Origin of the sequence: Pseudomonas jinjuensis (assembly GCF_900103845.1) — a bacterium.
Taxonomy (GTDB): domain Bacteria; phylum Pseudomonadota; class Gammaproteobacteria; order Pseudomonadales; family Pseudomonadaceae; genus Pseudomonas; species Pseudomonas jinjuensis.
The window spans coordinates 12,283-36,683 of the sequence record NZ_FNIJ01000018.1 but is presented as its reverse complement, the minus strand read 5'-3'; the positions used below and the strand labels follow the sequence as shown (position 1 = coordinate 36,683).

Annotated in this window: 21 protein-coding genes and 1 riboswitch; of the genes, 3 read left to right on the top strand and 18 right to left on the bottom strand. The window is 67.5% G+C overall.

Going from position 1 to position 24,401, the window contains the following annotated elements; genetic code table 11:
• Positions 1 to 8 precede the first annotated feature (8 nt).
• Both tesB and BLR75_RS21915 read left to right on the top strand, forming a co-directional pair.
• Positions 9 to 878 (top strand): acyl-CoA thioesterase II, encoded by an 870-nt coding sequence (tesB, locus tag BLR75_RS21920; RefSeq protein WP_084313309.1) that lies wholly within the window; start codon positions 9 to 11, stop codon positions 876 to 878.
• Positions 875 to 1,486, top strand: a complete 612-nt coding sequence (locus BLR75_RS21915; RefSeq protein ID WP_084313308.1) for an HAD family hydrolase — start codon at positions 875 to 877, stop codon at positions 1,484 to 1,486. The genes tesB and BLR75_RS21915 overlap by 4 nt, the downstream gene beginning before the upstream one ends.
• Before the next feature lie 300 nt (positions 1,487 to 1,786).
• On the opposite strand, the gene BLR75_RS21905 is transcribed toward BLR75_RS21915, so the two are convergent.
• The 6 genes from BLR75_RS21905 to BLR75_RS21880 form a co-directional block, all read right to left on the bottom strand.
• The gene (locus tag BLR75_RS21905; RefSeq protein ID WP_084313306.1) at positions 1,787 to 3,670 is read right to left on the bottom strand and encodes a TonB-dependent receptor domain-containing protein; all 1,884 of its coding nucleotides are present in this window, start codon (positions 3,668 to 3,670) and stop codon (positions 1,787 to 1,789) included.
• A 90-nt stretch (positions 3,671 to 3,760) separates the two neighbouring features.
• Positions 3,761 to 3,962: riboswitch (cobalamin riboswitch) on the bottom strand.
• A 30-nt stretch (positions 3,963 to 3,992) separates the two neighbouring features.
• Positions 3,993 to 5,900 carry a 1-deoxy-D-xylulose-5-phosphate synthase gene (gene dxs / locus BLR75_RS21900; RefSeq protein ID WP_084313305.1) on the bottom strand — a complete coding sequence of 636 codons (1,908 nt, stop codon included), beginning with the start codon at positions 5,898 to 5,900 and terminating at the stop codon, positions 3,993 to 3,995.
• Positions 5,901 to 6,008: 108 nt separating this feature from the next.
• Positions 6,009 to 7,052, bottom strand: coding sequence for an AraC family transcriptional regulator (locus BLR75_RS21895; protein ID WP_169720273.1), 1,044 nt, complete (start codon positions 7,050 to 7,052; stop codon positions 6,009 to 6,011).
• Positions 7,053 to 7,250: 198 nt separating this feature from the next.
• The gene (locus BLR75_RS21890) at positions 7,251 to 8,636 is read right to left on the bottom strand and encodes a DUF1254 domain-containing protein (RefSeq protein WP_084313304.1); all 1,386 of its coding nucleotides are present in this window, start codon (positions 8,634 to 8,636) and stop codon (positions 7,251 to 7,253) included.
• A 61-nt stretch (positions 8,637 to 8,697) separates the two neighbouring features.
• Positions 8,698 to 10,035 (bottom strand): DUF1329 domain-containing protein, encoded by a 1,338-nt coding sequence (locus BLR75_RS21885; protein WP_090416140.1) that lies wholly within the window; start codon positions 10,033 to 10,035, stop codon positions 8,698 to 8,700.
• Between the two features lie 2 nt (positions 10,036 to 10,037).
• The gene (locus tag BLR75_RS21880; RefSeq protein WP_084313303.1) at positions 10,038 to 11,873 is read right to left on the bottom strand and encodes a DUF1302 domain-containing protein; all 1,836 of its coding nucleotides are present in this window, start codon (positions 11,871 to 11,873) and stop codon (positions 10,038 to 10,040) included.
• Between the two features lie 116 nt (positions 11,874 to 11,989).
• On the opposite strand from BLR75_RS21880, the gene BLR75_RS21875 reads away from it, so the two are divergent.
• Positions 11,990 to 13,030: a helix-turn-helix transcriptional regulator gene (locus BLR75_RS21875; protein WP_084313302.1), complete on the top strand. Its 1,041-nt coding sequence runs from the start codon at positions 11,990 to 11,992 to the stop codon at positions 13,028 to 13,030.
• Here the strand turns inward: BLR75_RS21875 and ispA are convergent.
• The 12 genes from ispA to exaC all read right to left on the bottom strand — a co-directional run bounded on the left by ispA (position 13,027) and on the right by exaC (position 24,226).
• Positions 13,027 to 13,914, bottom strand: a complete 888-nt coding sequence (gene ispA / locus BLR75_RS21870; protein WP_084313301.1) for a (2E,6E)-farnesyl diphosphate synthase — start codon at positions 13,912 to 13,914, stop codon at positions 13,027 to 13,029. The two genes, BLR75_RS21875 and ispA, sit on opposite strands and share 4 nt — an antisense overlap.
• Complete coding sequence (locus tag BLR75_RS21865; RefSeq protein WP_084313300.1) at positions 13,911 to 14,153, bottom strand: exodeoxyribonuclease VII small subunit; 243 nt, start codon at positions 14,151 to 14,153, stop codon at positions 13,911 to 13,913. The genes ispA and BLR75_RS21865 overlap by 4 nt, the downstream gene beginning before the upstream one ends.
• A gap of 92 nt (positions 14,154 to 14,245) precedes the next feature.
• On the bottom strand, positions 14,246 to 15,154 hold the full coding sequence (locus tag BLR75_RS21860; RefSeq protein ID WP_084313299.1) for a DUF2950 domain-containing protein: 909 nt from the start codon (positions 15,152 to 15,154) through the stop codon (positions 14,246 to 14,248).
• Positions 15,155 to 15,167: 13 nt separating this feature from the next.
• Complete coding sequence (locus BLR75_RS21855; protein ID WP_084313298.1) at positions 15,168 to 16,721, bottom strand: DUF3300 domain-containing protein; 1,554 nt, start codon at positions 16,719 to 16,721, stop codon at positions 15,168 to 15,170.
• A gap of 106 nt (positions 16,722 to 16,827) precedes the next feature.
• Positions 16,828 to 17,328 carry a hypothetical protein gene (locus BLR75_RS21850; protein WP_084313297.1) on the bottom strand — a complete coding sequence of 167 codons (501 nt, stop codon included), beginning with the start codon at positions 17,326 to 17,328 and terminating at the stop codon, positions 16,828 to 16,830.
• A complete protein-coding gene (locus BLR75_RS21845; RefSeq protein ID WP_139207052.1) occupies positions 17,325 to 18,074 on the bottom strand; it encodes a hypothetical protein in 750 nt (249 codons plus the stop codon). The genes BLR75_RS21850 and BLR75_RS21845 overlap by 4 nt, the downstream gene beginning before the upstream one ends.
• A 262-nt stretch (positions 18,075 to 18,336) precedes the next feature.
• Positions 18,337 to 18,864 (bottom strand): inorganic diphosphatase, encoded by a 528-nt coding sequence (gene ppa, locus BLR75_RS21840; RefSeq protein WP_084313295.1) that lies wholly within the window; start codon positions 18,862 to 18,864, stop codon positions 18,337 to 18,339.
• 79 nt (positions 18,865 to 18,943) lie between these two features.
• Complete coding sequence (locus tag BLR75_RS21835) at positions 18,944 to 19,762, bottom strand: M90 family metallopeptidase (RefSeq protein WP_084313294.1); 819 nt, start codon at positions 19,760 to 19,762, stop codon at positions 18,944 to 18,946.
• 6 nt (positions 19,763 to 19,768) lie between these two features.
• The gene (locus BLR75_RS21830) at positions 19,769 to 20,428 is read right to left on the bottom strand and encodes a DedA family protein (protein ID WP_084313408.1); all 660 of its coding nucleotides are present in this window, start codon (positions 20,426 to 20,428) and stop codon (positions 19,769 to 19,771) included.
• A gap of 323 nt (positions 20,429 to 20,751) precedes the next feature.
• Positions 20,752 to 21,216, bottom strand: a complete 465-nt coding sequence (locus BLR75_RS21825) for a GNAT family N-acetyltransferase (RefSeq protein ID WP_084313293.1) — start codon at positions 21,214 to 21,216, stop codon at positions 20,752 to 20,754.
• 260 nt (positions 21,217 to 21,476) lie between these two features.
• Positions 21,477 to 22,520 carry a methyltransferase domain-containing protein gene (locus BLR75_RS21820; RefSeq protein ID WP_084313292.1) on the bottom strand — a complete coding sequence of 348 codons (1,044 nt, stop codon included), beginning with the start codon at positions 22,518 to 22,520 and terminating at the stop codon, positions 21,477 to 21,479.
• 185 nt (positions 22,521 to 22,705) lie between these two features.
• The gene (gene exaC, locus BLR75_RS21815; protein ID WP_084313291.1) at positions 22,706 to 24,226 is read right to left on the bottom strand and encodes an acetaldehyde dehydrogenase ExaC; all 1,521 of its coding nucleotides are present in this window, start codon (positions 24,224 to 24,226) and stop codon (positions 22,706 to 22,708) included.
• Between the last annotated feature and the right edge of the window lie 175 nt (positions 24,227 to 24,401).

Here is a 24,401-nt window from a genome sequence, read left to right as displayed (position 1 = left end):
GAGTGTTCATGACAAAGACTCTGGACGACCTGGTTGCCTTGCTGAGGCTCGAACCCATCGAGGAAAACCTGTTCCGTGGCGTCAGCCAGGACCTCGGCTTCCGCCAGCTCTACGGCGGCCAGGTGATCGGCCAGGCGCTGTCGGCGGCGAGCCAGACCGTCGAGGAAAGCCGCCACGTGCATTCCATGCATGGCTACTTCCTGCGTCCCGGCGACGTCGGCATGCCGGTGGTCTATCACGTCGACCGCGTGCGCGACGGCGGCAGCTTCAGCACCCGGCGGGTGACGGCGATCCAGAAGGGCAAGCCGATCTTCTTCCTCAGCGCCTCGTTCCAGTACGACGAGGAGGGCTTCGAGCACCAGGGCACGATGCCGGATGTGGTCGGTCCGGAGAACCTGCCGACGGAGGTCGAGCTGACCCGTCGCCAGGCCGACCTGGTACCCGAGCGCATCCGCGACAAGCTGCTGTGCCCGAAGCCGATCGAGATACGCCCGGTGACCCAGGACGATCCCTACGATCCGAAGCCGATGGAGCCGGTGAAGTACTACTGGTTCCGCGCCAACGGCAAGCTGCCCGACGCCCCGGCGTTGCACAAGTACATGCTCGCCTACTCGTCCGACTTCAATTTCATCACCACCTCGATGCTGCCCCATGGCGTCTCGGTATGGCAGGAAACCATGCAGGTGGCGAGCATCGACCACTCCATCTGGTTCCACCGCGACCTGCGCGCGGACGAGTGGCTGCTGTACGCCATGGACAGCCCGTGGGCCGGCAATGGCCGCGGTTTCGCCCGCGGCAGCATCTACAACCGCGCCGGCCAGCTGGTGGCGTCCACCGCCCAGGAAGGGCTGATCCGCTACCGCAAGGACTGGGAGTGAGACTCGCCGACATTCGCCACTGGGTGTTCGACATGGACGGCACCCTGACCCTCGCCGTGCACGATTTCCCGGCGATCAAGCGCGCTCTGGGCATTCCCCAGGAGGACGACATCCTCGGCCACCTGGCGGCGCTGCCGGAGGACGAGGCGGCGGCCAAGCACGCCTGGCTGCTGGAGCACGAGCGCGAGCTGGCGGTGGCGTCGAAGGCGGCGCCCGGCGCGGTGGAGCTGGTGCGCGCGCTGCACGAGGCCGGCTGCCGGCTCGGCATCCTCACCCGCAACGCCCATGAGCTGGCGCTGGTGACCCTGGAGGCCATCGGCATCGGCGACTGTTTCGTCACGGCGGACATCTTCGGCCGCGGCGAGGCGAAGCCGAAACCCGCTTGCGACGGCCTGCTGCGTCTGGCCGGGCAATGGCAGGTGCAGCCGGCGCGGATGCTGATGGTCGGCGACTACCGCTTCGACCTCGAATGCGGCCGCGCCGCCGGCACCCGCACGGCGCTGGTCAACCTCCCGGACCATCTACCGGAAAATCCCTGGCCGGAGCTCACCGACTGGCACGCGCGGGATTGCGCGGAGCTGGGGCGGATGGCGGGAGTGCTGGGGTAACCCCGCTGCAGTGGACCTCCCGTAGGGTGCATAACGCGCCAGCGTTATCCACCGATGCTCCTCATGGCGGATGACGCGTCATTCGCCCTACGGTTTTGCCGGCTCCGCGTGTGGGGGGATCACGCTCCACCGATCCACCATGGCCGCGCATGTGGCTCCGCAACGGTGGATGAAAAAAGCCTCATCCACCCTACGTTTCTCGCGGGGGGGCTGGAGCAGGGCTTGTTGGTCGCGGGCATGGCCCGCTCCTACAGGAGCTTGGCCCTGGTGTAGGAGCGGGCCATGCCCGCGACCCGAGGGTCAGAGCTCCGGCGTCCAGGTCACCGCGAACAGCGCGGTGCGGCCTTCGGTGTTGTAGCCGAAGCGGCCGTTCGGGGTGCTGTAGGTGGCTTCGGCGTAGTCCTTGTCGAACAGGTTGTCGAGCTTCAGCTCCAGCGCCAGTTCGTCGGTGGCGCGCCATTGGCCGCGCAGGCCGAACAGGCCGTAGCCGCCCATCTGCACGGTGTTGTTGGCGTCGTCGTAGCGGCTGCTGACGGCGCGCCAGCCGGCACCCACCGAGAAGTCGCCGAACGGCCGGTCGAGGTCCAGGGAAAGCGTGCGCTTGGCGCGGCGTGGCAGTACGTGGCCGCTGTCGCGGTCGCGCGGGTCGATGATGCCGACGGCGAGTGCGCCCTGCCAGCCGAACAGTTCCTGCCGCAGCGCCGCCTCGAAGCCGTTGACCCGCGCGGTCTGGATGTTCTGCGGGATGAAGTTCTGGTCGAGGACGATGGCGTCGTCGAGGTCGGTGCGGTACACCGACATCTCCAGCGAGCCCTTGTCGCTGTAGCGGCTGCGCCATTGCACTTCGTAGCTCTTCGAGGTCTCCGGTTTCAGGTTCGGGTTGGCGCTTTCGAAGCAGCCGAAGTCCGGATCGCAGAACGGCGGGAAGTACAGGTCGTTGAAGGTCGGCGCGCGGAAGCCTTCGCTGTAGGAGAAGACCAGGTCGTTGGCGTCGTTCAGCGGCAGGGTCAGCGCGGCGTTCCAGGTGTTCTCGCTGCCGAACTGCTCGTTCTTGTCGTGGCGCAGGCCGAGTTCGGTGGAGAAGGCCTCGCCGGCGTAGCGGTGCTGGATGAAGGCGGCCTGGTTCCAGCGCGAGTCCTCGACGAAGTCGGTGCTGCCGTGCAGGCGGTCCTCGTACCAGTCGGCGCCGACCAGCAGCTGGTGGCCGGCGCCGAGCTCCAGGGTATTCACCCAGCTCGCCGAATCGCGATAGGTATTGAACTGGCTCGGCTCGGTCTGGCCGAGGTCATCGGTGGTGTCGCGCTTGTCCTCGCTGTGGCCGACGTTGAGGCGGCTGCTCCAGGCATCGGTAATCTTGCCGTCGAGGTAGGCGGAGAGGCTGCTGAGCTGGAAGTCCACGGTCGGCAGCGAGCCGAAGAAGGTGTCGTCGTATTCGATCTGGCCGCGCTGGTCGAGGGCGCTGATGCCGGCTTCCAGACGCTCGTTGAAGCGGTGCGACAGGTTCATGCTCAGCGCGCGGTTGCGGTAGGCGTCATCGTCGCCGTTGGCGCCGAAGCTGTCGCGGGTGGCGTCGATGCCGTCGGTTTCGTCCATCGACGCGCCGAGGTTGAAGCGGGTCTGCTGGTCGCCACCGGAGAGGCCGACATTGCGTTCGAAGCTGCTGTCGCTGCCGGCGGCCATGCGCACGTAGGGCTTCAGCCCGTCGCCTTCGCCCTTGCGGGTGAATATCTGGATGACCCCGCCGATGGCATCGGAGCCGTACAGCGCCGAGCGTGCGCCGCGCACCACTTCGATGCGCTCGATCTGCTGCGGGTCGAGAAATTCCAGGCTGCTGGTGCCGCTGGAGGCTGCGGCGATGCGCTGGCCGTCCACCAGCACCAGGGTCTGCGCGCTGCTGGTGCCGCGCATCAGCACGCTGGTCAGGCTGCCGGCGCCGCCGGTGCGGCTGACGGTGACGCCCGGCACGCGCTCCAGCAGCTCGCCGACGCTGCGCGGCTGCAGGCGGTCGATGTCCTTGCGGGTGAAGACGGTGGTGGCGGCGGTGGCCCTGGGCAGCGGTTCGGCCTGGCGGCCGGAGGTGACCACCAGCGGTGCCATGGCGTAGACGTCGTCGGTGGCCGCATCGGCGGCGCAGGTCACGCCGGGCAGCAGGCCCATGGCGAGGGCGAGGCGGGTGAATTTCATGGATGGTTCCTCAAAAGTGGACTTTCGAGGAGGGCGTGGACAAGGCGGACGAATGGCACCGCGCTTGACGGTGATGCCCTCCGCAACACCTGTCGGATCGCGTCGAGGGCGGTCTCCGGGCTGCCGACTCCCACGCTCAAAGCCTTCCCATGCCCTCGGGCACAGTGACGTCTGATGAGCGCGGCAGGCGCGTGGCCTGCGGTCGGTTACCGTTGCGGGGGCAGCGCAGGTCTTTCACCTGCTTCCCGTTACCTCGAACGAAAACGGGCGCACCTTATAGGGGTGCGCCCGTCGCTGGCAAGCTTCCTGCCGAGGTATGGCGTCAGCCGTTCAGCAGCGCCAGTCGCTCGCTCACCGCCTTCTCGATGCCCGCAGCGTCAAGACCGCACTCCGCAAGCATCTGCGCCGGCTTGGCGTGCTCCACGTAGTAGTCCGGCAGGCCGAGATGCAGGACCGGCTTGAGGATGTTCTCGCGGGCGAGGAATTCGCTGACCGCACTGCCGGCGCCGCCCATCACGGAGTTCTCCTCGATGGTCACCAGCAGCTCGTGGCTGGCGGCCAGCTGGCGCACCAGTTCCTCGTCCAGCGGCTTGACGAAGCGCATGTCCGCCACCGTGGCATCGAACCTGTCCGCTACCTGCAGGGCGTCGGCCAGCTGCACGCCGAACACCAGGAAGGCCACCTTGCCGGCCTGGCCCTGGCGGCGGATCACGCCCTTGCCGATTTCCAGCGGGGTCAGCTCCGGCTCGATCGTCGCGTTCGGGCCGGTGCCGCGCGGGTAGCGCACCGCCGCCGGGCCCTGGAACAGGAAGCCGGTGGTGAGCAGCTTGCGCAGCTCGTTCTCGTCGCTGGGGGTCATCACCAGCATGCCGGGGATGCAGCGCAGGTAGGACAGGTCGAAGCTGCCGGCGTGGGTCGGGCCGTCCTCGCCGACCAGGCCGGCGCGGTCGATGGCGAACAGCACGTCGAGGTTCTGCACCGCCACGTCGTGGATCAGTTGGTCGTAGCCGCGCTGCAGGAAGGTGGAGTAGATCGCCACCACCGGCTTGGCGCCGTCGCAGGCCATGCCGGCGGCGAGGGTCACGGCGTGCTGCTCGGCGATCGCCACGTCGAAGTAGCGGCCCGGGTAGCGTTCGCTGAAGGCCACCAGGTCGGAGCCTTCCTTCATCGCCGGGGTGATGCCGACCAGGCGCTGGTCCTTGGCGGCCATGTCGCACAGCCAGCGGCCGAACACGCTGGAGTACTTCGGCCCGCCGGCCTTCTTCGGCGCGGCGTGGGCCGGGGTGCCTTCCGGCTCCAGCTTGGTGATGGCGTGGTAGCCGATCGGGTCGGCCTCGGCCGGGGCGAAGCCCTTGCCCTTCTTGGTCACCACGTGCAGGAACTGCGGGCCCTTGAGGTCGCGCATGTTGCGCAGGGTGCTGATCAGGGTCGGCAGGTCGTGGCCGTCGATCGGGCCGATGTAGTTCCAGCCGAGTTCCTCGAACAGGGTGCCGGGGACCAGCATGCCCTTGGCGTATTCCTCGGTGCGGCGGGCGATCTCCCAGGCGCCGGGCAGGCGCGACAGCACCTTCTTGCTGCCCTCGCGCATGCTGCTGTAGGTGCGGCTGGAGAGGATCTTGGCCAGGTAGTTGGACAGGCCGCCGACATTGCGCGAGATCGACATGTCGTTGTCGTTGAGGATCACCAGCATGTCGGCCTGCACGTCGGAGGCGTGGTTCAGCGCCTCGAAGGCCATGCCGGCGGTCAGCGCGCCGTCGCCGATCACCGCCAGCGACTTGCGGCTGGAGCCCTGCATCCGCGCGGCGATGGCCATGCCGAGGGCGGCGCTGATGGAGGTGCTGGAATGGCCGACGCCGAAGGTGTCGTACTCGCTCTCCGAGCGGCGCGGGAAGGCGGCCAGGCCGTCCTTCTGGCGCAGGCTGGACATGCGCTCGCGGCGGCCGGTGAGGATCTTGTGTGGGTAGGCCTGGTGGCCGACGTCCCACACCAGGCGGTCTTCCGGGGTGTCGAAGACGTAGTGCAGGGCGATGGTCAGTTCGATCACGCCGAGGCCGGCGCCGAAGTGCCCACCGGTCTGGCCGACGCTGTAGAGCAGGTACTGGCGCAGCTCGTCAGCGAGGGTGATGAGCTCCGCTTCGCCGAGACGGCGCAGTTCGACCGGGGTATTGGCGCGGTCGAGCAAGGGCGTGGCGGGGCGCACGCGGGGAATCTCGTGGAAGGTGGTCGGCATCAGGCTGATCGTTATGCTGGCATTCGAAGATGCGGGAGTTTACCCGATGCACTGGATTGGCCCAAGCAAGCCGGTGCGAGCGGCATGCCAGACGGTCTGCAGGCGGCTTCATTCACGTCCGAGGCGCTCCTTGCGGTAGTTGAGCGGGGTGGTGCCCTGCCAGCGGCGGAAGGCCTTGACCAGCGCGCTGGCGCTGCTGAAGCCGATGCGCTCGGCAACCCGCTCCAGCGGCAGTTCGGAGCTGCCGAGCAGCAGCAGGGCCTGGGCTTCGCGGGTCTGGTCGAGCAACTGGGCGAAGCTGACCTGCTGCTGGCGCAGGGTTTCCTGCAGCTGGCCGGGGGCGATTTCCAGGGATGCGGCCAGCTGTTCGAGGCTGACGCTGGTCCTGAGCATGCCGGCCAGGCGTGCGCGCAGGGCGCTCAGCGGCAGGGGCATGTCGTGGCGGGCCAGGTGCTGGAGGATCGGCTGTTCGACTTCCGCCAGCAGGCGCGGATTGGCGCCGGGCAGCGGGCGATCCCAGCCCCCCTGTTTGAACACCAGGGCCGCGAGAGGCTGGTTGAACAGCAGCGGCACACCCAGCTGCCACCACGGCGACGATTCCGCCAGCTCCTCCCGGTAGAATTCCAGCTGGCGGAACAGCCGGCTAGCCGGCTGACCGGCCAGGCGTTCGAACATCCGCACGTGGAACAGCAGGTAGAAATCCCGCGCCGCCATGGTCGGGCTGGTCGGGCCGATACGGTGCAGTTCCAGGCGCCAGTCGCCATTTTCACCCGGGAGCAGGTGCGCTTCGGCGGAGGTGTTGATCAGCTTGATCAGTTGCACGTGGCGCCGCACCGCCTCGCCCAGACTGGCGCAGGCGTACAGCGCCAGGTCCAGGCCGTAGAGGTTGGCCGACTGGTGGTAGCGCACCACGCGCAGGCCGAAGTCCGCATCGCCGGTCACCTCGACACAGCGCAGCCACAGGGGGTTGAGGGTGGTCATCGGCAGGCGCAGTTCGCTGTCCTGCATCACCGCCGGGTCGATGCCGACGCTGGCCAGGACCGGCAACGGGTCGAGGCCGTAGTCGTGGCGCAGGGTGGTGGCGATACTGCGCACTATGGTCGCCAGGGTCGTCTGGACCATGGCGGGCGAGCGGGGAGTGTGGGTCGTCATGCGCGTGGGATTGTCGGGATAGCGTGAAGGAACATGGCTGCTGCGGTTCGATTGATCAAGGCACGCCGCTCGATCGCAGGCCATCTCATTGCACACACCGCAAAAAAAGATCACCCCGGAGAAGGTCTCCGGGGCGTTGCAGGGTGGGGCAGAGCCCCAGGCACGGGTTGGAGCAGCGTCTTCGCTGAAACTGTCCTGTCAGCTCTGGCGATCGACCCTCGGCGGCAGCCATTGCCTGTCCAGCACCGAATCCTTCGGCCAGTACAGGCGCAGGAACAGGCTGAACTCGCCCTGCGGCGCCGGCAGCCAGTTGCTGCGCTGCTCGGCCTTCTCCGGCTGCTCCTGCTGGATGTACAGGTCCAGCGAGCCGTCGGCGTTGTAGTGCAGGTCGTCGCGATCGCCCAGGGCGTAGCGATCGAGCGGGTTGGCGGAGAGGAGCTGTTTCGAGTTGTACAGCGTCAGCGACCAGAAGCCCTTCACCGGCGGCAGTTCTGCCTTGTCGAAGTGCATCACGTAGCGATTGCTGCCGTTCAGGCGCTGGCCGTCGCGGTCCACGAAGGCGTTGGGATAGAGCGCGTCTTCCGCGTTGTTGGCGCCCAGGCCGATTTTCGCCACCGCCGCGCGCTCGCTGTAACGGTCGGAGTATTCGCCGAGGTCGTAGCTGATGTGCCAGCCGTTGTACGTTGGTAGCCCGGCTACCAGGCCGTTCTTGTCCGACAGCACCTCCACCACCTTGCGGTAGCCGATGCCGCTGCCGAGACGTTGCCATGCCGACTGGCCGTCCTGGCAGTCGCCCTGGAGCAGTCCGCTGGCGCGCAGATTGTCGATCTGCCCGGTGTCGGCGGCGCGCGGCGGGTTGTCCGGCAGCAGGCGGCAGAGGGTGGAGAAGAATTCCTCCTGGCTCCAGGTGGCCAGCTGCTGATCCGGCGGCTGGCTGCGGTTCAGCCGCGGCAGCGTGATGGTCGGGAGATCCGCCTTCGGCTGCGGATGACCTTGCCAGGCGCTCAGCGTCTGGAAGCGGAACCGCTTCTGCAGGCCGTTGATCTCGGCATAGTCCTTCGGCCCGCTGCTCTCGATGCGGCCGATCATCCAGGCCAGTTGGGTCGGCATGCGGATCAGCTCCATGCCTTCCGGCACTTCGCCTTTCCAGGTCGGGCCGGCAATGAGGTAGGTCCTGGCTGCATCGCCGATGGTGCGGGTGCCGGGGCTGGCGACCACGTTGGTCCAGGCATCCATGATCGGCATCATGAAGTAGTGCCCGGCGGTCGAGGGAATGCTGAACACCAGCGGTTCGGCACGCAGGTCGAAGTGACCGATGGAGTACAGCGTGTCGACGTTGGGCGATACCACGCTGTTGAAGTTGGCGTCGGGGAAGCGCGTGCTGTGCTGAAGATCGTTCATCCGGGTGGTGCCCATGGCGAGCTGATGCTGCCGGGTCAGCTCCATCATCACCAGCGGGTAGCCGTACAGATAGCCGGCGGCGGTGGCCTGTGCCTGGTCGTAGAGGCTCTTGCCGGCCAGGCCGGCGGCAATCGCGAGTCCGGCACCGAGGCCAAGCCCCCAGTGCAGCCTGGATTTGTTCATTGTTGTGGTTTCCACTGTTGGATGGTTGGAAGAGCCCGCCGCAGGCGGACTCCATGCGGGGTCACTTGCCGAGTCGCTTGAGCTGGGCCGGGGTGAATTCGGCGACCTGTATCTCTGCGCCGAACTCCATCTTCTGGCCGATCTCGTTGGTCATGTAGTTGGTTGCGTAGCGGCCGGAGATCAGGTCGTAGGTCGCTTCCACGGCGGTGAGCGGCAGCTGGATGTCGTGCATCACGTACAGGTGCGACTCGTAGCTGCGCCACAGTTCGCCACGGCTGTCGTAGATGTCGCCGACCATCACCTGCCAGGTGTCCTCGTCGATGTAGAAACGGCGCTTGGCGTAGACATGGCGGGCGCCTGGCTTGAGGGTCGCCTCGATCACCCATACGCGATGCTTCTCGAAGCGCGCCAGGTCGGGGTTGAGGTAGCCGGGCTTGAGCACGTCGCTGTACTTCTGCGACTTGCTGGCCAGCTTGTAGGCGTTGTAGCCCACCAGCAGTTCCTGCTTGCCGATCAGTTTCCAGTCGTAGCGGTCGGGGCCGCCGTTGTAGCCGTCGACGCTGTCGGCCACCACCTGGCCGAAGCTGTAGCGCGCGCTGCTGTCGTAGGCGACGGTGGGCGCGCGGCGCACGCGGCGCTGGCCGGGGATGTACTGCCAGGCGTTGCGGGCTTCGGCGACCTGGTTCAGCGGCTCGTGGACCAGGGTCACCTCGCCGGCATAGCGCGACGGGCTGTTGGTGACGATGCGGTTGAAGAACAGCAGGTTCTCGGTGGGATCGAGGCCTTTCACGCGCTCGCGGAACGCCGTCAGGGCGTCATAGCCGACGATGGTGAAGTCGCCCTTTGCCTGTACCGTCGCCGAGGCGAACTGACGGCGCACCGAACCGCCGCGGTAGCGGGTCAGATGGTTCCACATGACCTCCAGGGCTTCGCTGGGCTCGGGGAAGGCCACGCCGTAGTCGTAGCCCTTGAGGCCGTAGCCGTTGTCGCTCAGCTCGACCTTGCCGAGATTGGCGCGCGACTCGTCCACGTAGGCCCTGGGCAGGCTGGCGCTGCGATGGCTGGGGTAGACGTTCATGCGGTATTCCGGGAAGCGGGCGAACATCGCCTGCTGGCCGGGGCTGAGCAGCGCCCTGTACTGGGCGAGGTTGTCCCGGGTCACGCTGTACAGCGGCTTCTCGGCGGCGTACGGGTCGCTGTAGTCGCCGCTGGCGCTGATGGCCGCGGCGCCGGGCTGCATGCCGCCATCCCAGGCCGGGATGCTGCCATCGGCATTGGCGGCGCGTTCGGCGCCGGTCGGGGTGAGCGCGGCGTCGAGCTTGCCGGCGTCGGTCTGCCTGGCCTGGACGACGGCGCAGGCGGCGAGCAGGGCGAGTGCGAAGGGCAGTTTTCTCATCATGATCAGAAGCTCGCTTTGACGGTGACGGACGCGAAGTCGCGGTCATCGATGGTGGAGAACTCGTTGGAGCCGAAGAACTCGTTGTAGGCGAGCTCCAGCGAGTAGTCGTTGCGGTAGTCGAAGGCCAGGGCGATGCCCGCGGCCTGCTGGCCTTCCTGGAAGTTCGGGCCGTTGCCCTCGACGTCGTGACGCCAGTTGATCGACGGGGTGATCACGGTGGCCGGCAGCAGGGCCTCGTAGTTCAGCGCCAGGCGCAGGCGGTAGCCCCAGGAGTAGTCGGTGTACAGGCCGTGGGTGTTGCAGTTGTCGGCGTTGTATTGCGCCAGTTCCGCCGCGCTCAGGCCGCCCGGAATGCCGGCCGCGGATGCAGCGGTGCAGGCCGCGCCGTTGCTGGTCGGCGTGCGGCCGAAACCGCCGGCGCGACCGAAGCGCTGGCCACCGAGTCCGCCGATCCAGTTCGCGCCGAGTTCGCCGGCCCACGCCAGGCGCTGGGCACCGAGCACGTTGGACAGGGTGTCGGTGGCGCCCAGGCTGAACTGCCAGACTTCCTCGCGTGCGTAGCCCTGCACCGCGCTGCCGCGTTTCGCCGCCAGCTCCGCGGGGGTCATCGGGTCGATCGTCGTGTTGGTCTGGCCGGTCAGCAGCGCCACCAGGTCGGCCGGGTTGAAGCCGATCGGCTGGTTCGGGCGATAGCTCAGCTCGCCGAAAACCGCCGTGGTGCCGACCACGCCGCTGAGGCTGGCGCCGAACATGCGGATGTCTTCCGGGTAGACGGTGAAATAGTCGCCGGTGTCGATGTTGGTGGCCGTGGCGCTCGACGGACCACGGCGGGAAATCACTCCGCTGATCTGCGGCGTGCGGCTGTGGTAGCTGGCGTAGTAGAGGCCGAGGTCGGCGTCGTTCAGCGCGCCGATCACGTAGTGCGCGGCCAGGCCGTACTGCCCGGTGTCGCCCGGCATGTCGCTGGCGGTGCGCTGCAGGAAGCGGCCCTGGGCCAGCGCCTGCTGCGTGGTGCCGGTGCCGCCGGCGATCATGAAATCGACCTGGCAGCCTTCCTGGATGTTGTCGTTGGCGCTGAAGAAGGTGCCGCAGCCATCCAGCACCGAGGGCCGGAAGTTGTACTGCCAGAAGCCTTCCAGGCTGACCGCGTCGGAGAGGTCGTAGTTGAAGCTGAGCATTTCCACCGGCAGCTGGCCCTCCTTCAGCTCCACGCCGGGGCGGTTGAAGGCGGAGACGTCCAGCGGGTTGATGGCGTTCACGCCGTTCTGCAGGAACAGCGCCTCGCCCCAGCTCAGCACGTGCTTGCCGACCTTCACGCCGAGCGTGCGATCGGCCACCTGGAAGTCCTTCCAGAGGTAGGCGTCGAGGTTCTCGAAGCCCTTGAACTTCGCCAGGTCCTGCCAGCCGGAATCGTCGAATCCGGTGAAGTCGCCATCGCCCGTTTCCAGGGCGTGGTCGTACCAGTACTTGAAGCGCAGGAAGGCGCCCTGGCTGCCGTCGTTCAGGTCGAAATCGGTCAGGCCCTTGAACAGGGTGGAAATGCTGTCGCCCTTGTCGAAGTTGAGCCTGCCGTCGTCGCCGTTGTAGTTGATGCCGCGTCCGCTCCTGCCGATGCCGGCGGCGTCGGCCCTGGTCAGCAGGTCCTTGTCGGCGCCTTGCAGGGCCCGGCTTGTGCCCAGGCTGAGGGTGGTGTTGCTGGTCAGGCTCCAGTCATCGTCGAGCTGCCAGGTTGCGGCCTGCGGCGGCGAGGATGGCAGCAGCGCCAGGGCTATTGCCGCGGCCAGCAGTCCGGGTTGCTGGCGCCGGTCGGCTGTACGGCAGGTGGTGAAGTGTTTCATGCTCTTGAATCACCTGTTGTTTTTGTAATGGGGTGCCGGGAGCGCGCCGGGCGGGGAGAGTTGGCTGTCTGGCGGCGCGGTCCGGGGACCGACAATGGAGCATTGGGAAACGGGGCATGAGTCATCGGCTGACAAATACTTTTCCGCTGCACAGCAATCGACCGTCCGTATGTCCGTCCATCATCAACGCGGGGGTGCAGGCCCTGGAGGCGCTCGGCGTCGATCTCGAACTGCAGCAGCAGGAGTGGGGCGCCGCCCTGGCCGGCCTGCGCCAGGGCAACCAGCGGCTGCCCGCGTTTCTCGTCCGGCGCTTCTGGGAAGTGGCCCGCGAACTCAGCGGCGACCCGGCCATTGGCCTGATCGCGGCGCGCCACAGCGATGCCGGCCAGCTGCTCGGCCTGGCCTACCTGATGCAACTGATGCCCAGCCGCCTCGCCGGGCTGGAGGTGATGGAGCGCTACTGGCCGCTGCTGTGCGGGCACCTGCGATTGCACTACGAGGTGGAGGGCGGCCGATTCCACCTGGTGGTGCTGGCGGCGCAGCCATTGCAGTCCGCCGCCGAGGAGATCGACTACTGGTTCGCCAACCAGATCCGCTACCAGAAGAGCGAGCCGGGCATGCCGCCGACCTTGCTGGAAATGCGCCTGCGCCGCCCCATGCCGAACGATCCCGGTCCCTGGCAGAAGATCACTGGCGGCGCGGTGGTGTTCGGCGCCGAGCGCGACGAGCTGCTACTGGACCTCTCCGCCCTGCGGGTCGAGCGCACCGCTGGCAGTCCGGCGGTGTGCAATGCGCTGGAAGGCGCCTTGCTCGGTTACGCCGAGCAGAGTTCGCAGGGCACGCTGCTGGAGCAGGTGGCGACTGCCGTGCTGGCCGGTATGCAGCATGGGCTGAGCCTGGAGCGGCTCGCCGAACGCCTGCACATGACGCCGCGCACGTTGCACCGCGCCCTGCTGCGCGAAGGATGGAGCTTCAGCGAGATCGTCGAAATACAGCGCCGCTATCTGGCCAGCGACCTGCTCCGCGAGGGCGCGCTGGATATCGGCGAAGTGGCCGAACATCTCGGCTACCGGGAACTGAGGAGCTTCACCCGCGCATTCCTCCGCTGGTACGGCACCAGTCCGGGGGCGTTCAGACAGGAAAGGGGCGGCGGTTAGCTGCGTCTTTCGACGATGTAGCGGGCCAGTTCGCGCAGCAGTTCGGCGCGCTCGCCGAAGCCCTGCAGCGCCGCCAGCGCCTGCTCGCACAGGTCGACGGCGTAGGCCTTGGCCGCGTCGAGGCCGAGCAGGGCGGGGTAGGTGGGCTTGTCGTGGGCCTGGTCCTTGCCCTGGGTCTTGCCGAGGGTGGCGGTGTCGCTTTCCACGTCGAGGATGTCGTCCTGCACCTGGAAGGCCAGGCCGATGGCCTGCGCGTAGCGGGCCAGCGCGTCGAGGCTGGCGGCGCCGGCCTGGCCGCTGGCGAGGGCGCCGAGGCGCACGCTGGCTTCGATCAGCGCGCCGGTCTTGTGCCGGTGCATGGTTTCCAGGGCGGCCTGGTCGATCCTGCGGCCCACCGCTTCGAGGTCGATGGCCTGGCCGCCGACCATGCCGGCGGAACCGGCGGCGCGGGACAGGCAGAGGACCATGTCCAGGCGGGTCTGGGCGTCCTGCGGGTTCAGCTTGTTGTCCGCCAGCACCTCGAAGGCCAGCGCCTGCAGGCCGTCGCCGGCGAGGATCGCGCAGGCCTCGTCGAAGGCGATGTGGGTGGTCGGCTGGCCGCGGCGCAGGTCGTCGTCGTCCATCGCCGGCAGGTCGTCGTGCACCAGCGAATAGGCGTGGATCAGCTCCACCGCGCAGGCGGCGCCGTCGGCGCGGGCGATGTCGCCGCCGAGGGCTTCGCAGGCGGCGTAGGCGAGCAGCGGGCGCACGCGCTTGCCGCCGTTGACCACGCTGTAGCGCATGGCCTGGTAGATGCGGGCGAGTTCTTCACGGGGCGGGATGAACAGGCTTTCCAGCGCGGCATCGACGCGCGCCTGGCAGCGCGCCTGGTACGTCGCGATCATGCTTCGTCTGCCGGGTCGAAGGGCGCCTCGCTGAGTTCGCCGTCGCGTTCGAGGAGGATCTGCACCTTCTGCTCGGCCTGGCTCAGTGCCGTCTGGCATTCGCGGGTCAGGCGGATGCCCTGCTCGAAGGCGCCGAGGGAGTCTTCCAGGGACAGTTCGCCGCTCTCCAGGCGCTCCACCAGCGTCTGCAGTTCGGCGAGGGACTGTTCGAAATCGATGGGGGCTTTCTTGCGGGCCATGGTACTTCTCGGCGGCGGGCTCTGAACCTGCGGACACTAGCAGAGACGCGGCCTGCGGGCAAACTCGCCGGCCCTCCCGGCGGGCCCGCCGCTCAGGGCGCTGCCGGTTCCGCGACCTCGCTCCAGCTGCTGTCCGGATCGAAGCGCTTCATCTCCAGCGCGGTCTTCCCGCCGTTCGGCCCGAGGTCCTTCTGGAACACCTGGCCGTCGTGGCTGATCATGAAGCTCATGATCCCGCTGTCGCCGTACCTGACCGGCCAGGCGACCAGCGCGAAGCCGCGGCTCATGTGCTCGCCCAGCATGTAGTCGTAGGCTCCGCCGGGCGCCGACGGGCCCTGGGCGGTGAGGATGTGGTAGTGGTAGCCGTGCCAGCCTTCGCCGCGCTTGGCCTCGCCCGGATTGGTGTCGCCGAACAGCGGGCCGAGCGGGCTTTCATCCCCGTCGGCTTCGTCGGGCCAGTACAGGCCGTCGTGCTGGCCGTCGCTGCTGATGAACTTCTGCGCGTATTCGAGCACGCCGTCGCCGTTGCGGTCGGCCTCGGCGTAGTCCATCTGCGCGTCGTGATAGGCCTCCACCGCATGGATGGCGGCATCCTCGTTGCGGCCTATGCGCCGCGTGCGGATTTCCGCGCCGGCGGCCCTGGTATCGAAGCTCCAGCCGGCCTTTTCCTGGCGGATCGGCATGGGCAGGGTCCAGGGATCGTTGCCCACCTGCAGGTGCACGCGCCCCGGGGCATCGGTATGGATGACGTGCTTCTCCTCGTAGAGCGCGAGGAAGGCATCGACATCCTTGCGCTCCACGCCTTCGGTGGGGATGTAGGTGCGCCAGTCGGCGCCGAGCAACTTCGCGAGTTTCGCCTCGTCAGCCTTCTGCGTTCCCAGCGCGGCGACGAAGGCTTCGGCGGCGGCATCCGCGCTGGGGAAGCTCTGCTGCTGGGCGTGCGGGGCCTGCGCCAGCAGGAACGACAGCAGGACGGCGGCAATCCGGATTGCGGCTTTCATTGCGTGTCTCCTGTCAGCGCCGATGGAATCCGCCGCCACCACGGGCGGGGCGATGGACCTGGCGTCCGCCGCCCGACGCATGTGGCCGGCTGGCGGCGAGCTGGCTGGCGCGGCCGCGATCGATGTTGGCGCGGGCCTGGCTGGGGTTGCGCGAACCGGCGAAGGCATTGTTGCGCGGTCCCTGGACGGCCGCGGCGTGTTGCTGGCGCACCTGCTGGCGGGCCTGCAGGTTGCGCTGCGAGGTCTGCCGCTGGTGGCTGCCGTCGCGGGCCAGCGGGCGGTTCTGCCCGGACGCCTGCTGGCGCTGGCGCCACTGCTGGCCGGCACCGGCATGCTGGCGTTCCCGCAGCGTGGCCTGGGCGCGCTGGCGGGCCTGGGGATCGTTGCGCAGGTCGCGGCCGGCGGTCTGCGCGCGCTGGATGGCTTCGCGATTGCTCGTCGCCGGGGCGGCGATGCCGCGCTGCTGCAGGCTCTCGCGGGCACGGGCGCGTTCGGCGCTGCGCTGCTGGTCGAAGCCGCGGTAGGCGTCGCGCTGGGCGCTGTCGCCGAGGCGCCGGTCGAACTGCTGCTGGCTCACCCGGTCGCGATAGGGCACGCCGTTGCGGTACAGCGGATCGTGGCGCCAGACGTTGTTGTCGATCCGCCGGTTGACGTTGATGTTGTTGTAGCGGTTGACGTCGATGTCCACGTCGCCGCGGCCCCAGTCGCAGTCGCCCCACAGCGAGTTGACGATGGCCACCCCGGCGCCGAACGCCAGCCCGGTGGCCAGCGCAGTGCCGACCTGTTCGAGGGCCGAGGGCGGCGGCGGATAGTAGACCGGCGGCGAAGACGGATAGGGCCAGCTGCCGTAGGCGGTGTTCGGGTTGTAGCTGGGCACGTAGACGACCTGCGGATCGGCCGGCTGGATGACGATGGTCTGCGCCGGCGCCGGCTGCTGCACCACGACGGTGGAATCGGATGAGGCTGCGGGGGGCGGCGCCGCGGGTGGTGCTTCCTGCACGGTCACCGTCTGCTTGTCGTTGGATTCCAGGTTGCCCGCCGCCCTGGCATGTCGGCGCAGGCGCTGCACCGAATCCATCACCGCGTCCGGCTGGGCGAGGAAGGCGTCGCCGACGCGCTGCACCCAGGCCGGGTCCCGGCCGAGGGTGACCAGCACGTCGGGGAAGGCCACCAGCGACTGCACGCTCGGGTCCCACGGCTGGTTCGCCACCTGGCGCACGGCGTCGTCGCCCTTGGCGTCCGGGTGGGCCTTCGACCAGGCCACGGCATCCGCGACATTGCCGGGGTAGGTCGTCGCCATCAGCACCTGGGCCAGCAGCGAGTCCGGATACAGCGCCAGCGGGGCGAGCATCTGGTCGAGCTGTTCGGCGCTGAACACCGGATCGCGCGGCGGCGTGGCCGGGGCTTCGGCTGGGGCGGCGGGCGGAGGGGCGGCAGGCGCCGCTGCGGGCGTCTCGGCGACCGGCGCGGCCTGGGGCGCCTTGGCGGCGATGTCGTCCTTGTCGTCGCAGCCGGCGAGGGCGAGCAGGGCGAGGAGGGCAACACGGAATGACGGACTGACACGCATGACGCTTCTCCTCAGGGGCCGGGAGGGTCGCGACGCAGGGGCCGTGGCGGCCGTTCGTGAAGTACGGCTTTGAGAATAGTACGTGGCGGTATCGACGCGAGACGGATCAATTGCCCAGGTTAAGGGTGAAGTCGGTGTCCTTGCCGACATAGATGAACAGGCTGAACAACTGCAGATACCAGCCCGAAGGGCAGGACTGGTGGGCAGCCCGGCTCGCCTCGTGGCGTTCGAAGCCATCGCTCTTCACGCAGAAGAAGGTCTCGACTCCGATCGGCTTGTCGTAGGGCATCTCGCCTTCGTACAGCGGGTAATGCATGACCTTCGGACGATCTCTCACCGAGGAGTCGATCGGGGAAATGTAGGCGATCGTCCCGCCGTAGGCGGATGCGGCATCGGTGCAGTTCCCCGGCCCCAGCGCGGTCCAGCCGAAAATGTGCCAGATCTGGCTGACCGGGTAGAAGGGATCCTGCTGGAACAGCACGGCCACCGTCATGCTCCGCTCGGTGGAGCGATTGCAGATGCGCAGCGAGGATTCCGCCTGCGCCGGCAGCGCGGCGGCGACTTGCAGCAGGACGGCGAGCGCCAGTCCGGTCCAGGGCATCGTCATTGCGGTCGCTCCGCCTGCGGCATCAGCCGGCCATCCTCGTAGTACCACATGGGGGTCTCGTAACCTTCCGTGCGGTAGATGAGCCTGCCGTCGTCGAGCATCAGGCAGTGGCGGCCCCCGCAGAGGTCGGCCGGAGCGGGAGTGGCGTTGCGGCCTGCGCCCTGCGCTTGCGCCACGGCCGGTTCGGGAGCGGAGGCGGGCAACAGCCTGAACGCCATGCTCCGGGCCCCGGGCCCGGAAACCCGCCCGATATCCGCCGGGGTGGCGCGCACCAGCAGCGCAATATCCTGGATCTCGACGTCATCCTCGCCTGACTCGCTCCAGCCGGCAGCGATGCCCTGCTGATTGGCCCAGGCCTTGAAATCCTTTTCATCCGCAGCGCGCAGATAGAACAGGTCATTGCGCCGGTACGCCCAGTGATAGACGAAATGCTTGCCCAACGGGCGCTGGTCGAGCATCACCAGCCAGGTCGATTCGTCGATCCGGCCCAGGCGAAACAGGTGCACCGGCTTGCCGTTCCGGCTCGCCACATACCAGCCGTCGCGGAGGCTGAGTTGCAGCGGTGCCTCGCTGACATCGGCGACCAGCTTGCCGCCCTGCTCAGTCTGCTGCACGAGATGGGCGCCGACCGGCAGCGGGGTGTCGGTGGAGCGGATCAGCGGGGCCTTGGATATGAGGCAGCCGCAAAGGCTCAGGACGAGCCCCAGCAGGGGCGTGGCTCGAAGCAACCGGTGGACAGGCGCCACGATGGCACTCCTTCCGCACGGGGCGGATGGAAGGGGCAGTATTCGTGGCAGCAAGGCAGAGAGGCGGCCACGGCCGTTGCCACTCTCAGCCAGATCGCCTGAGACGGGAATTTCTCGGGCCGAAAGGAAGTCGCCCGGTCAGTCTAGATGCTGGCGCAGGATGATGGGCCGAAAGCCAGGTGATCTGGTCGAACGGTGCCGGGGCGAAACGCGGGCAATAAAAAACCCGGCTTGTGGCCGGGTTTCAGGGGGTGGTCCGTACTCACTTCTGGTAAGCAGCAACCGCCTTCAGAATTTCTGCGCGAGCGGCGTCGGCATTGCCCCAGCCCTCGACTTTCACCCACTTGCCCTTCTCGAGGTCCTTGTAGTTCTCGAAGAAGTGCTTGATCTGCTCCAGCAGCAGGGCCGGCAGGTCGGTGTATTCCTTCACGTCGACGTACAGCTGGCTCAGCTTGTCGTGCGGAACGGCGATCAGCTTGGCGTCGCCGCCGGCTTCGTCGGTCATGTTCAGGACGCCGACCGGACGGGCGCGGATCACGGAGCCCGGAGCCACCGGATAGGGGGTGACCACCAGCACGTCCAGCGGGTCGCCGTCGTCGGCCAGGGTGTTCGGGATGTAGCCGTAGTTGGCCGGGTAGAACATCGGGGTGGCCATGAAGCGGTCGACGAACAGGCAGTCGCTGTCCTTGTCGATCTCGTACTTGATCGGCGCGTGGTTGGCCGGGATCTCGATGGCAACGTAGATGTCGTTCGGCAGGTCTTTGCCAGCCGGGATCTTGCTGTAGCTCATGGTCGACTCCAAGGGGTCTGGCCGAAAAAAGTGGGCGCGATTATAGGCAGATTGGCGAGTGCAGGCCACAGGCTTTCACTCATCCTTTTGGCTGTTCCTGATAATCGGGATGTTCGCGCTGCAGCCGGCGCAGGCGCTCCAGCGGGTCCTGGCGGTAGAACAGGCGGAGCTGGGCGTAGACCCGGGGATAGGCCCCGTCGAGCAGGTCCGGGGCGGAGAAGAAGTATTCGCTGGTGACGGCGAAGAACTCCGCCGGGTCTTCCGCGGCATAGGAATCGATGGCGGTGTGCGCCTGCGGATCGCGGTCGAGCTGGCGGTTGAGGTCGTCGTAGGCGCCCTGCATGGCGCTGGCCCAGTCGCTCACGCGCATGTCGCGGTGCAGCGGCGGCAGGCCGTTGGCGCCGCCGTTGAGCATGTCCAGCTTGTGCGCCAGCTCGTGGATCACCAGGTTGTAGGCGTCCCAGCCGCCGCCGCTTGCCACGCCCGGCCAGGCGAGGACCACCGGGCCCTGGTGGGAGGTCTCGCCGCTGCGCTCGTCGTCGAACTCGTGCACCACGCCGGCCGGGTCGCGGTGCTTCTGCGGGCTGACGAAGTCGTCGGGGTACAGCACCAGCTCATGGAAGCCGCCGTACCAGTTCAGCTCCGGCAGGTGCAGCAGCGGCAGCTGGGCCTGGGCGGCGAGGAGCAGGCGGTGGAAGTCGTCCAGTTCGACGCCGGGCAGCGCGGACAGGTGCTTGGTGTGGAGGAACAGCACGGAACGCTCGCCGAGCAGTTCCAACTCGTCCGTGCCGAGGCCGTCGAGGATCGGCAGCTGCTGCACCACTTGCGCCCACAGCGCCGGATCGAGCGGGTTGCGGGCGAGGGTGCGGCGCCGGCGCCAGGCGCTGAAGGACCACATGGAGAGTCAGCGCTGGCTGGTCTGCGGCTTGGCTGCCGGGCGCATCTTGTGGCGGATCACGCCGATCAGCATCGGCACCAGGGAGAAGGCGATGATGCCGAGGATCATCAGCGACAGGTTCTGCTTGATGAACGGCACGTTGCCGAAGAAGTAGCCGAGGGTCACCAGGCCGCCGACCCAGAGCACGCTGCCGGCCACGCTGAAGGCGAGGAAGCGCAGGTAGGGCATGTAGGCCATGCCGGCGACGAAGGGCGCGAAGGTGCGCACGATGGGCAGGAAGCGCGCCAGGGTCACGGTCTTGCCGCCGTGGCGCTCGTAGAAGGCGTGGGTCTGGTCGAGGTAGTCGCGGCGGAACACCTTCGAATCCGGGTTGCTGAACAGGCGCTTGCCCAGCGTTCGGCCGATCACGTAGTTGGTGCTGTCGCCGCTGATCGCCGCGACCAGCAGCAGGCTGCCGAGCAGCCAGGGGTCCATGCCGCCGGTGGCGCAGATGGCGCCGGCGATGAACAGCAGGGAGTCGCCGGGCAGGAAGGGCGTCACCACCAGACCGGTTTCGCAGAAGATCACCAGGAACAGGATGGCGTAGATCCACACGCCATAGTTGCTTACCAGCAGGGACAGGTAGGTATCGAGGTGCAGGACGAGGTCGATCGGGTTGAAATCCATGAGGCGCCTGTGAAATACGACGTGGCGGACTGCCAGGCCGCGCATTATAGGGGGCGGTTTCCGGCAGTGGAGCGCGCTTTATCGCATCCCGCCATCGGCTACTGATTGCAGGATATTACAGTGTGCGGCGGGGTAAATGCGGCGAAAGGAGAGGGCGCGCGGCGGCCGCCGAGAAAGAATGCTCATGATCTCGCGAGCTAGAGCAGAACAAGGCCTAGGCGGCCCCGCGCAAACGGGCGAGGGCGCGGAGTTTACACGCAGTAAATGAGCCCGAGCCCGTTTGCAACGCAGTTATGCCGGCGCGCAGCAGATCATGGACAGGCTCAGGCAAGTTCGTCGCTGATCGGCAGGATGTAGCTCTTGAATTCGCGGTCTTCGTGGAAGCCGATGGACTCGTAGGTCTTCTGCGCCACCTGGTTGGCGACGCTGGTGGAAACCCGCATGCGCACCGCGTTGGTCTTGCGCGCCAGCTGCTTGGCCTTCTGCAGCAGATGGTCGGCGACCAGCTGGCGGCGGGCGTCCTCGGCGACGTAGATGTCGTTGAGAATCCACACGCGCTTGAGCGAGAGCGAGGAGAAGCTCGGATAGAGCTGGCAGAAGCCGAGCAGCTTGTCGTCGCTGTCGTCCGGCAGCGCCAGGTAGATCACCGATTCCTTGCGGGCGAGGCGGTTCTCGAGGAATTTCCGCGAGGATTCGGGGTAGGGCAGCATGCCGTAGAACTCGCGGTACTTGACGAACAGGGGCGCGAGCAGGTCGAGGTGCTCGAGGGTGGCTTGCACGATGCGCATGACGGTCCTCGTCTGTTTCGTGGTCGGGATGCCGGAGTACTGCAGAGACCATGCCAGCAATGCGCCAGATGCTGCACAGAACGGGTGGAAAGCGCAATCAAAGCGGGCGTTTGAAATTTGGGACGTGGCGGATCGATGGGTATCGCAAGCTCAACCCATCCTACGTAAAGCTCGCGCTCCGTAGGATGGTGTCGAGCGAAGCGATACCCATCGTAAATTCCCCGAATCACCCTACGCCTATCCCGCCCGTTCGCGATATTTCACCGCCGTGCTTCGAGGATCAGGTTGAACGGCGTCTCCGCTGCCCGCCGGAACTGGCTGAAGCCGGCCTCCTCGAACACCGTCCGCAGGCGCGCCTCGCCGGCCTGGGCGCCGAGGCCCAGTCCCACCTCCTGGGACAGCGAGTTGGGCGTGCAGATGAAGGTCGAGGCGGCGTAGTACAGCCGGCCCACCGGCGTCAGGTTTTCCTCCAGGCTGTCCCCGGCGTAGGGCTCGACCAGCAGCACCGTGCCGCCCTCCGCCAGGCGTTCGCCGGCATGGCGCGCCGCGCCCACCGGGTCGCCCATGTCGTGCAGGCAGTCGAAGAAGCAGATCAGGTCGTATTCGCCGGGATAGTCCTTGGCGCTGGCCCGGGCGAACTCCACGCGCTCGCCGACGCCGGCGTCCCGGGCGCGCTGGCTGGCGGTTTCCACCGAAGGCGCGTGGTAGTCGAAGCCGAAGAAGCGCGAGGCCGGGAAGGCCTGGGCCATGATCACAGTGGACGCGCCATGGCCGCAGCCGATGTCGGCCACCCGTGCGCCGGCGCGCAGCTTGTCGACCACGCCGTCCAGCGCCGGCAGCCATTCCTCCACCAGGTGCGCGCGGTAGCCGGGGCGGAAGAAGCGCTCGGTGCCGCGGAACAGGCAGGGATGGTGGTCGCCCCAGGGCAGGGCGCCGTCGCCGCGCATGGCCGCGACCAGCTTGTCCTTGTCCTGGTACAGCGCGGCCAGCACGCCGGCGCCGCCGGCCACGTACACCGGCGAGTCCTCCACGGCCAGGGCGAGGGCCTGTTCCTCGGGCAGGCGGAAGCGGCCGTCGGCATGTTCGATATAGCCGGAAGCGGCCTGGGCGCTGAGCCATTCGCGCAGCAGCCGCGGATTGCAGCCGGTGCGTTCGGCCAGCTCTTCCGGGCTGACCGGCTGGTTGTCGGCCATCGCCTTGTACAGGCCCAGTTCATCGCCGAGCAGGACGCTGGCGAGCATGGCCGCGCCGCCCATGTCGGCGACCAGACGGCCCATGAAGTCGTTGAGTTTTGCTTCGTCCATGGCATGTCCTCCGTTGCGGAGCACCGCCGTGCGGAATCCGTCCGCGCGTGCGCCGGACGGGGCGGAACCCCAGTCTAGCGCTGCGCTGGAGGCGGGTAGTACGGGCCGACGATTGGCCCCGCGCAGGCATAAAAAACGCGGCCCGAAGGCCGCGAAGAAGAGAGCTGGGAGAGATTTGACAAGGCTTAGAAGAAGCCCAGCGGATTGATGTCATAGCTCACCAGCAGGTTCTTGGTCTGCTGGTAGTGGTCGAGCATCATCTTGTGGGTCTCGCGGCCGACGCCGGACTTCTTGTAGCCACCGAACGCGGCGTGCGCCGGGTACAGGTGGTAGCAGTTGGTCCACACGCGGCCGGCCTTGATGCCGCGGCCCATGCGGTAGGCGCGGTTGATGTCGCGGGTCCACAGGCCCGCGCCGAGGCCGTACTCGGTGTCGTTGGCGATCGCCAGGGCTTCGGCTTCATCCTTGAAGGTGGTGACGCCGACCACCGGGCCGAAGATTTCCTCCTGGAACACGCGCATCTTGTTGTTGCCCTTGAGCAGGGTCGGCTGGATGTAGTAGCCGGTCGCCAGGTCACCGTCGAGGCGCTCCACCGCACCGCCGGCGAGCACTTCCGCGCCCTCCTGCTGGGCGATGTCGAGGTAGGAAAGGATCTTCTCGTACTGCTGCTGCGAAGCCTGGGCGCCGACCATGGTGTCGGTGTCCAGCGGGTCGCCGCGCTTGATCGCCTTCACCTTCTTCAGCACCTCGGCCATGAACGCCGGATAGATGGATTCCTGCACCAGCGCCCGCGACGGGCAGGTGCACACCTCGCCTTGGTTGAAGAAGGCCAGCACCAGGCCCTCGGCGGCCTTCTCGATGAAGGTCGGCTCGGCCTGCATGATGTCTTCGAAGTAGATGTTCGGGCTCTTGCCGCCCAGCTCCACGGTGGACGGGATGATGTTCTCCGCCGCGCACTTGAGGATGTGCGAGCCCACCGGGGTCGAGCCGGTGAAGGCGATCTTGGCGATGCGCTTGCTGGTCGCCAGCGCCTCGCCGGCCTCCTTGCCGAAGCCCTGGACGATGTTGAGCACGCCCGGCGGCAGCAGGTCGCCGATCACTTCCATCAGCACGGCGATGCCCAGCGGGGTCTGCTCGGCAGGTTTCAGCACCACGCAGTTGCCGGCGGCCAGCGCCGGCGCGAGTTTCCAGGCGGCCATCAGCAGCGGGAAGTTCCACGGGATGATCTGCCCGACCACGCCCAGCGGCTCGTGGATGTGGTAGGCCACGGTGGATTCGTTGATCTCGGCGGCGCCGCCTTCCTGGGCGCGGATGCAGCCGGCGAAGTAGCGGAAGTGGTCGACCGCCAGCGGGATATCGGCATTCAGGGTTTCACGGATCGGCTTGCCGTTGTCCCAGGTTTCGGTGATGGCGAGCTTTTCCAGGTTCTGTTCGATGCGGTCGGCGATGCGCAGCAGCACGTTGGAGCGCTCCTGCACCGAGGTGCGGCCCCATGCATCGGCCGCGGCATGGGCGGCGTCGAGGGCCTTGTCGACGTCTTCGGCAGTGGAACGGGGGAATTCGGCGATCGGCTGGCCATTCACCGGAGAAGTGTTGGTGAAGTACTGGCCCTTCACCGGCGCGACGAATTCGCCGCCGATGTAGTTGCCGTAGCGGGACTTGAAGGAAACGAGGGCGCCTTCGGTACCGGGATGGGCGTAACGCATGGTGGGTCTCCTGGATCTTGTCGTTGTTCGGGAGGACGCTTGGGGCGTTATCCAAGCCTAGTGCAAGGGCTGGGCCATGCCAGCGAAAGCCGCGCCGTTGCTGGTTCCGTCGCGTTCCGGCGAAGACGCGGAAGAGGCCGTCGTACCGCCCTTGGCACAGTCCCGGGTGACACTT

Excerpts from the sequence above, each read along its gene's own strand:
- BLR75_RS21860 (WP_084313299.1), bottom strand. The coding sequence starts at position 15,154 with ATGAAAGCCGCAATCCGGATTGCCGCCGTCCTGCTGTCGTTCCTGCTG.
- ispA (WP_084313301.1), bottom strand. The coding sequence starts at position 13,914 with ATGATCGCGACGTACCAGGCGCGCTGCCAGGCGCGCGTCGATGCCGCG.
- ppa (WP_084313295.1), bottom strand. The coding sequence starts at position 18,864 with ATGAGCTACAGCAAGATCCCGGCTGGCAAAGACCTGCCGAACGACATC.
- BLR75_RS21855 (WP_084313298.1), bottom strand. The coding sequence starts at position 16,721 with ATGCGTGTCAGTCCGTCATTCCGTGTTGCCCTCCTCGCCCTGCTCGCC.
- BLR75_RS21875 (WP_084313302.1), top strand. The coding sequence starts at position 11,990 with ATGAGTCATCGGCTGACAAATACTTTTCCGCTGCACAGCAATCGACCG.
- BLR75_RS21865 (WP_084313300.1), bottom strand. The coding sequence starts at position 14,153 with ATGGCCCGCAAGAAAGCCCCCATCGATTTCGAACAGTCCCTCGCCGAA.
- tesB (WP_084313309.1), top strand. The coding sequence starts at position 9 with ATGACAAAGACTCTGGACGACCTGGTTGCCTTGCTGAGGCTCGAACCC.
- BLR75_RS21830 (WP_084313408.1), bottom strand. The coding sequence starts at position 20,428 with ATGGATTTCAACCCGATCGACCTCGTCCTGCACCTCGATACCTACCTG.
- BLR75_RS21905 (WP_084313306.1), bottom strand. The coding sequence starts at position 3,670 with ATGAAATTCACCCGCCTCGCCCTCGCCATGGGCCTGCTGCCCGGCGTG.
- BLR75_RS21895 (WP_169720273.1), bottom strand. The coding sequence starts at position 7,052 with ATGACGACCCACACTCCCCGCTCGCCCGCCATGGTCCAGACGACCCTG.
- BLR75_RS21825 (WP_084313293.1), bottom strand. The coding sequence starts at position 21,216 with ATGCGCATCGTGCAAGCCACCCTCGAGCACCTCGACCTGCTCGCGCCC.
- BLR75_RS21885 (WP_090416140.1), bottom strand. The coding sequence starts at position 10,035 with ATGATGAGAAAACTGCCCTTCGCACTCGCCCTGCTCGCCGCCTGCGCC.
- BLR75_RS21890 (WP_084313304.1), bottom strand. The coding sequence starts at position 8,636 with ATGAACAAATCCAGGCTGCACTGGGGGCTTGGCCTCGGTGCCGGACTC.
- BLR75_RS21850 (WP_084313297.1), bottom strand. The coding sequence starts at position 17,328 with ATGACGATGCCCTGGACCGGACTGGCGCTCGCCGTCCTGCTGCAAGTC.
- dxs (WP_084313305.1), bottom strand. The coding sequence starts at position 5,900 with ATGCCGACCACCTTCCACGAGATTCCCCGCGTGCGCCCCGCCACGCCC.
- BLR75_RS21820 (WP_084313292.1), bottom strand. The coding sequence starts at position 22,520 with ATGGACGAAGCAAAACTCAACGACTTCATGGGCCGTCTGGTCGCCGAC.
- BLR75_RS21880 (WP_084313303.1), bottom strand. The coding sequence starts at position 11,873 with ATGAAACACTTCACCACCTGCCGTACAGCCGACCGGCGCCAGCAACCC.
- BLR75_RS21835 (WP_084313294.1), bottom strand. The coding sequence starts at position 19,762 with ATGTGGTCCTTCAGCGCCTGGCGCCGGCGCCGCACCCTCGCCCGCAAC.
- exaC (WP_084313291.1), bottom strand. The coding sequence starts at position 24,226 with ATGCGTTACGCCCATCCCGGTACCGAAGGCGCCCTCGTTTCCTTCAAG.